General features: G+C 44.1%; 10 protein-coding genes. All 10 read right to left on the reverse strand.

Annotated elements, in window-relative coordinates; translation table 11 throughout:
* Window positions 1-2: 2 nt before the first annotated feature.
* A complete protein-coding gene (gene nuoK, locus Q0C15_RS02425) occupies window positions 3-317 on the reverse strand; it encodes an NADH-quinone oxidoreductase subunit NuoK (RefSeq protein WP_297215665.1) in 315 nt (104 codons plus the stop codon).
* On the reverse strand, window positions 314-532 hold the full coding sequence (locus Q0C15_RS02430) for a hypothetical protein (protein WP_297215670.1): 219 nt from the start codon (window positions 530-532) through the stop codon (window positions 314-316). Before Q0C15_RS02430 ends, nuoK begins: the two co-directional genes overlap by 4 nt.
* The gene (locus Q0C15_RS02435) at window positions 525-773 is read right to left on the reverse strand and encodes an NADH-quinone oxidoreductase subunit J (protein WP_110641740.1); all 249 of its coding nucleotides are present in this window, start codon (window positions 771-773) and stop codon (window positions 525-527) included. Before Q0C15_RS02435 ends, Q0C15_RS02430 begins: the two co-directional genes overlap by 8 nt.
* Window positions 770-1,201 (reverse strand): NADH-quinone oxidoreductase subunit NuoI, encoded by a 432-nt coding sequence (gene nuoI / locus Q0C15_RS02440; protein WP_297215675.1) that lies wholly within the window; start codon window positions 1,199-1,201, stop codon window positions 770-772. The genes Q0C15_RS02435 and nuoI overlap by 4 nt, the downstream gene beginning before the upstream one ends.
* Entirely contained in the window at window positions 1,198-2,238 is a 1,041-nt protein-coding gene (gene nuoH / locus Q0C15_RS02445) for an NADH-quinone oxidoreductase subunit NuoH (RefSeq protein ID WP_110641744.1), read from the reverse strand. Before nuoH ends, nuoI begins: the two co-directional genes overlap by 4 nt.
* Window positions 2,235-3,338, reverse strand: a complete 1,104-nt coding sequence (locus Q0C15_RS02450) for an NADH-quinone oxidoreductase subunit D (RefSeq protein ID WP_297215679.1) — start codon at window positions 3,336-3,338, stop codon at window positions 2,235-2,237. Before Q0C15_RS02450 ends, nuoH begins: the two co-directional genes overlap by 4 nt.
* Entirely contained in the window at window positions 3,338-3,793 is a 456-nt protein-coding gene (locus Q0C15_RS02455; protein ID WP_110641748.1) for an NADH-quinone oxidoreductase subunit C, read from the reverse strand. Before Q0C15_RS02455 ends, Q0C15_RS02450 begins: the two co-directional genes overlap by 1 nt.
* A complete protein-coding gene (locus Q0C15_RS02460) occupies window positions 3,793-4,266 on the reverse strand; it encodes an NADH-quinone oxidoreductase subunit B (protein WP_110641750.1) in 474 nt (157 codons plus the stop codon). The genes Q0C15_RS02455 and Q0C15_RS02460 overlap by 1 nt, the downstream gene beginning before the upstream one ends.
* Window positions 4,254-4,688, reverse strand: a complete 435-nt coding sequence (ndhC, locus tag Q0C15_RS02465) for an NADH-quinone oxidoreductase subunit A (RefSeq protein ID WP_237265325.1) — start codon at window positions 4,686-4,688, stop codon at window positions 4,254-4,256. The genes Q0C15_RS02460 and ndhC overlap by 13 nt, the downstream gene beginning before the upstream one ends.
* A 240-nt stretch (window positions 4,689-4,928) precedes the next feature.
* Window positions 4,929-6,563, reverse strand: a 1,635-nt coding sequence (gene gatE / locus Q0C15_RS02470) for a Glu-tRNA(Gln) amidotransferase subunit GatE (protein ID WP_297215685.1), incomplete at its 5' end; no start/stop codon positions are given.

Here is a 6,563-nt window from a genome sequence, read left to right on the forward strand (position 1 = left end):
ATTTACCACCTTATCTCCCTGAGCAGTGATATATCTATCTTTCCGAATCTGTGATACACTGCTATCAGAAGCCCGAGACCTACAGCAGACTCAATCACACCTATGGCGATCGCAAAAAGAGCAAAGACGTATGGGGATATCGTTCCAGAGCCGGCATAGAAATAAGATCCTATACCTATAAGATTGAGAATGGCCGAATTTATCATTATCTCGATCGAGATCAGCATCTTGATTCCAACTCTTGATGTGATAACGCCATAGAGACCGATAGCGAAGAGCAGTATTGCAACAAAGCTTATGGCTGAAACAAACATCATTCATCACCCCTTGCAACGTATATTATACCCAGTATGGCGCCAACTATAACGACAGATATCAGCTCAAATGGTACAACATATTGGTTAAACAGATCGTAGCCATAGAATGTTATATTCTGTGAAACCGGGATAAACGCGCCTGACATCATCAATACAGGCACTATCACCGCAATGAAGAAGAGAATAACAGATACAAGAGCAAGATACTTATTCAATTTCCTTACCTCCGGTCAACATCACAGTGAATGCGAGTATAGTTACAACAGCACCAATATACACCAGCACTTCCACAGCAGCTATGAATGAAGCACCCATGAATAAAAATTCAGCAGAAAGGATAACCAGAAATAGGAAAAGGTAGATGACGGAATGTATTAAATTCCTCTCTCGTACTGACATAACCGAGAAGGCGATTAATAATATGGCTATCAGCGAGAATATAAGTGTATATATCATTTCTTCACCTCGCTCTCAGTCTTCTGCAGTTCCTCTGGGCTGTAGAAGAAATTGTTCCTCGTTCTTGCAGTTTCCAGCTCATGGGTGAGGTATATGGCCTCAGTTGGGCAGATCTCCTCACAATTGCGGCATACAGTACAGGTTCCGAAGTTCACCTGAGGGTACAGATTTCTCTTATTGTGCGGGTTGTTTCTCTCCACCACTATCATTCTTATTGATAGATTTGGGCATACCTGTTCACATAGTGTGCATCCGACACAGTCATCCATGCTCAAGAAAATCCTGAACTTGAATCTAGCCGGCGTGTAGGCCTTTTCCTCAGGATACTGCACCGTTATAGGCTTCTTGAAGAGATGCTTGAACACCGTATACATACCCTGAAGTGAACCTATCAGCGGTATTCTCTTTGGTTCCTTTACCTCTATCATGAGATCACCCCCAAAGTCAAAAATCCTGCCCAGATAAGATTGATAATAGATATGGGCAGAAGTATCTTCCAGCCGAAATTGATGAATCTATCTACCCTTATCCTGGGCATTGAAAGCCATATCAGGAACGATATGAGTACCAGAATGAGGCCTTTTATGAGCAGGTACACAAAACCTGCGTACGATGAGTATGGACCGTTGAAGCCGCCTAGATAGAGGAGAGAGACAACAAGCGAACCCAGGAATATGCTACCGAACATACCCATGTAAAATAATCCAAATCTCATTCCAGAGTATTCAGTTGAATAACCTGACACGATTTCGCTATCGCTTTCCGCCAGATCAAATGGCGTATAGGAAGATCTGGCTATCATAGCTACCATAAACACGAAGAGGCCCAGCGGCTGCAGTATCCCGAAGGGAATGAACTGTGTTGAGACAAGGGTCTCAAAATTTAACGGTGTTCTGCTGAGGGCAGAATCCATCATGACGAGCGCAACCGCGCTTATCATCATGGGTACCTCGAAAGAGACATCCTTCGCAATGCCCCTGAAGGCGCCTATTACAGCATATTTGTTGTGGGAGCTTATTCCAGCCAATACCTCACCTATGGGCATCATGGCGATGGCTCCAAAGAATAGAATCAGCGATACGTTGGAATGAGTTATCGTCAGAGAACCTATCCAGTAGAAGCTGCCATATGGTATGAGAACGAAACCGACTACAAGGCCAATAAACACAATATACGGAGCTGCCTTGTAGGCAAAATCATCCCTGAGCTTTGGTATGATCGACTCCTTGCCGACCAGCTTCAGGGCGTCGGCTATAAGCTGCAACAGACCAAATTTACCTACTCTGTTAGGGCCAATCCTGAGCTGAAGCCTAGCCATGTATTTCCTGAAGATGTATATCATAGCTATGAGAGCTATGACCACAAATATTAGGAAGAATATGGTCTCGAATATATAGGCAAGAAAGTAGGATGCGTAATGACCAGTTATCTGGAAAAAGAGCTGCAATCTTGTAAGTATATTCATCTGTCCACCTCACCAAAAACAAGATCGATTGAGCCACCTATGGAAATTAGATCAGCTATCATCTGATCCTTTGCCAAAGCCGGCAAAACTGAGAGATTTTTGAATGTGGGGCTTCTTACCCTCACACGATATGGCCTGAGAGAGCCATCACCTATCAGATATACTCCAAATTCACCCTTAGGAGATTCTGTCCTGGCATACACCTCTCCCTGACCACGGAGCCTTATCATGAGCGGCTTTTTGGCTTTCTGATTGAAGTATGGACCCGCAGGAAGCTTCTGGACTGTCTGATCGATTATCTTGATAGACTGTCTCATTTCCTCAACCCTGACAAGGAATCTTGCAAGGTTGTCTCCCTTGAATGATACTGGGATATCGAAATTTACCTTATCGTATACAAGATATGGCTGAGCCTTCCTTACATCATATTCCACTCCGGAGGCCCTGAGCATTGGCCCTGTTACACCATAATCGATTGCCATCTCCTTGCTCAACACGCCTATGCCCTTAGTCCTAGATATGAAAACATCGTTTTTCACGAAAAGACTCTCTATCTTATTCAACTCCTTTGGAAATTCCTTTATAAAGGTCCTTATGTGATCAAGCGCTTCATCAGTTACATCCTGGTATACACCGCCTATGCTCATATAATTGAGCTGCTGCCTCGATCCTGAAACTTCAGTAAATATCTTAAGGATCTTTTCTCTTTCCTTGAAGCAGTAGAAGAAGGGAGTGAGCATTCCAAGATCAAGACCAAAAGCGCCCAGCCACACCAGATGGCTGGCGATCCTGTTGAGCTCTGCCATCATGACACGGATCCACTGAGCTCTCTCGGGAACCTCTATATCCAAAAGCTTTTCGGCTGCTTCAAGGTAGCCTACCTCCATGTTCATCGCTGCGACATAATCCATCCTGTCGAAATATATCATATTATCGCAATAAAACTGAAGTTCCCCTATCTTTTCGGCATTTCTGTGAAGATAGCCTATGATTGGCTCCACTTCTTTCACTATCTCTCCATCGAGCTTAACCCTCAATCTGAGCACGCCGTGCATTGAAGGGTGCTGAGGGCCAAAGTTAACCTCAGTCCACTCAGCCATCACCAACCACCCTCCGGATCAAATGTAACGTAGTCATTGCCCTCTTCATCCATATTAACATACTGAGCTTTGCTCAGGTCGTAGTTCTTCCTCAGAGGATGACCGACCCAACCCTCTGGCAGGAAGAGCCTCTTCAGGTTAGGATGACCGTCAAATATCACGCCAACCAGATCGTATTCTTCCCTCTCATCCCAGTTGGCTGCATTCCAGAGGGAAGTGAGACTTGGAACATGGTTATCTCTGGTTTCAGTCTTCACTATGATGTATTCGTTCTTCTGCATATTATAGACATGGTATACAACCTCAATGCGATCGATGTAGTCCACCGCGGTGGTAAGCGAAAGGTTGTATCCCTGCGACTTGAGTTCCTTCATGAGTTCGATAAGGTTTTCCTTTGCTACCCTGATCACCTTTCTGCCATCTTTCGTCTTTTCCTCCGCTAGAATGTCCACCATTATCTATCAGCCTCCCCCCTTATCTTCTTCTGCAACAGGATAATTCCATTGGTTAGCGCTTCCGGCGTGGGCGGGCATCCAGGTATATAAACATCAACCGGAACAACGCGATCCACGCCGAGAACAACAGAATAACCCTGATTATATGGGCCGCCCTGTATTACGCAAACGCCCTGTGCAATCACGTATTTAGGGTACGGCATCTCATCGTATATCCTTCTAACCCTCGGCGCCATCTTCTTCGTAACAGTACCGGAAACGATCATAAGATCCGATTGTCTGGGAGAATTTCTGAAGATCTCACTGCCGAACCTAGATATATCCATATCTGAAGCCTGTATCGCCATCATCTCTATGGCGCAGCAGGCCAATCCGAAGGTGAGTGGCCACAGCGAGTTGCTTCTGGCCCATTCAAGTGCCTGATCAAGCGTGGTAGTGACCACGCCAACCTCTCCAGTCTTTATTTCAACCACCTCATGTAACCGTGTTTAAAGGCATAATAAACTCCGAATAGCGGCATGGCCAGAAATATCAGAGTTTCGATAAACTTTATAAGGCCAAGCTGTTTGAAATCCACAGCCCATGGAAATAGAAGGAGCATATCAATATCAAAAACAATGAAGAGAAGAACAACGACATAATACTGATTTATTGATGGTTTTCCCCATATCTCCCTTGCCACCTCTCCGCTTTCATAGGGTTCAAGATATTTCTGGTCAACGCCAGGTGGAGCATCCTCATATGCTGCCTTTTTCAATATGGTTTCTGGATCTAGCTTAATCGTGTTGTCTCCATACCTGTTGGCACCAAGGGCGGGCAGAATTTTAAAGCCGAATATCAATGCCAGAGGTATAACGACGATGATTATGAGCAGAGGGATATACCCATCTAACATATTGAGAGTATCGTTTGACATTATATAAGATTTCTTTTGTAAATCCTGACCGATAATGTGATAATTTGAATTCGTGTATTTTTTTAAGATAATCGTCAAATCATAACCTATAACGTAATTGAATGAATCTTTCTGATCCAATCATTCATAAATATGATCAAATTAGATGAAAAACTAACCTTTATATAACGCATTCATACATTTTATTAATATTTTTAGATAAAATATATATTAAATTAATCATTTTTTATTTTTTATTTCAAGGAAGCATTCGATCGCTACTCTGGGATCGAATACTCTCTCAGTACGATCCTTAATCAGTGCAATCACTGAACCCTGACTCACGTCGCCGCGATCTCTTAAAATTTCTTCGATCATGTTTCTCAGATCTTCCTTCGTGAGTTCTTGTATCCTCGGATCACGTAATGCTGACTCAACATCCCCGGTCTCATAAGCTATTTCGAAGGCCTTTTCCAGCTGATATCTGTCAAAATGCAGTTCACTTGATCTCCTGCACAGATCCAAGATTACGTCCTGATCCAGCGCCCTCTTGTACTTCCTTTCAAGGTCAGGTATGATCTGCGTGATCAATCTTGCGGCCTCTCTAGCGTCCACAAGATCTGCCATTTTTTCAAAGGTATATACAAGCATTTCGGACGCTATATATTCAGCGTTCTGCCGCGATATTGCGTATTTCACCACGAGATCCTGCACAACTTCATTGTACGTTCTGGATTTTATGGAATCGGCAAGGGCCATCAGATCATCGTCAACTGAAATCAATGGTACATCGGTCTCTGGATACATCCGATCTTTTCCAGGCATAGGCCTTAGAAATACGGTGCCTTCGCTGGATGGCCCCCTAGTTTCCGACAGATCCATGCTCAGGATCTTTTCAATCCTATTGAACACTGCTGATTCTATGACGTTTACACGCGATGGATCCATGGCTATCAAAATCACTGCATCCTCCTCCCTCTTGCCGAAGAAAGAGTATATGTCCTCTATCTCCTCCTCGCTCAGACCGTATCCTGGCAGTTCATCGGAGTGTATCACACCCTTGATACCATAGGATTTCACTAGATCCGCTATCTCCTTTCCCATCCTCAATTTACCGTTTTTAAGGGTTCCGGCCATATTTCTCAGAAGCGATCCATAAATTCTGCCCTTCTCCAGCCCGCTTCTGATGATCTTGGATTTCGTGTTTTTGAAGCGATCCGATACATCCACAAGCCTGAAACTTGATCTGTCAATTCCGCCTCTTGATTTTATTATATCTACGGCAACTCGTAGATTCTCCTGCCTCTCTTTTTCATATTCTATAACGTCCTTGATCTGAGCAAGCTTCGAAACTCCCTTGATTTCAACCCTGCCATATCCCATTGAAAAATTGACATCCTGCCTGACGGCGTCGACCGTTCTCCGCGCATTTCCAGTTGAGATGACCATGTATCCGATGGTGCGCGCCACTTCGACCGCATGCTCCTCATCTATTATATCGGGCTCTGTTGATATTTCAATCAACGGTATACCAAGCCTGTCAAGCGAATACACCACCTTACCTCCGTTTTCCTCAATTTTCCTGGCAGCATCCTCCTCCAGACAGACCGTAGAAATCCTGACTGACCCCCTGCTTGTATCGACATGACCATTTATCCCTATTATGGCTGTCCTTTGAAAACCCGTGGTATTCGATCCATCTATCACTATCTTCCTCATGTATGTTATATGATCCAGAATATCGCACTTCAGGGCCCTGCTGACTGCAATGGCTGTGGCTATTGCTTTGGGATCTGGCCTCTTTGGAGGCTCTTCATCCATCTCCACCAAGCAGGAATTATCTGTAGCTATATATTCAAAAACTCTTGAACGCAT

It is taken from the genome of Thermoplasma sp., from assembly GCF_023256435.1.
Classification (GTDB): Archaea; Thermoplasmatota; Thermoplasmata; order Thermoplasmatales; family Thermoplasmataceae; genus Thermoplasma.

Bases quoted from the DNA above. Each gene is read 5' to 3' on its own strand.
- nuoK (WP_297215665.1), bottom strand. From the start codon at position 317: ATGATGTTTGTTTCAGCCATAAGCTTTGTTGCAATACTGCTCTTCGCT.
- Q0C15_RS02435 (WP_110641740.1), bottom strand. From the start codon at position 773: ATGATATATACACTTATATTCTCGCTGATAGCCATATTATTAATCGCC.
- nuoI (WP_297215675.1), bottom strand. From the start codon at position 1,201: ATGATAGAGGTAAAGGAACCAAAGAGAATACCGCTGATAGGTTCACTT.
- nuoH (WP_110641744.1), bottom strand. From the start codon at position 2,238: ATGAATATACTTACAAGATTGCAGCTCTTTTTCCAGATAACTGGTCAT.
- Q0C15_RS02450 (WP_297215679.1), bottom strand. From the start codon at position 3,338: ATGGCTGAGTGGACTGAGGTTAACTTTGGCCCTCAGCACCCTTCAATG.
- Q0C15_RS02455 (WP_110641748.1), bottom strand. From the start codon at position 3,793: ATGGTGGACATTCTAGCGGAGGAAAAGACGAAAGATGGCAGAAAGGTG.
- ndhC (WP_237265325.1), bottom strand. From the start codon at position 4,688: ATGTTAGATGGGTATATCCCTCTGCTCATAATCATCGTCGTTATACCT.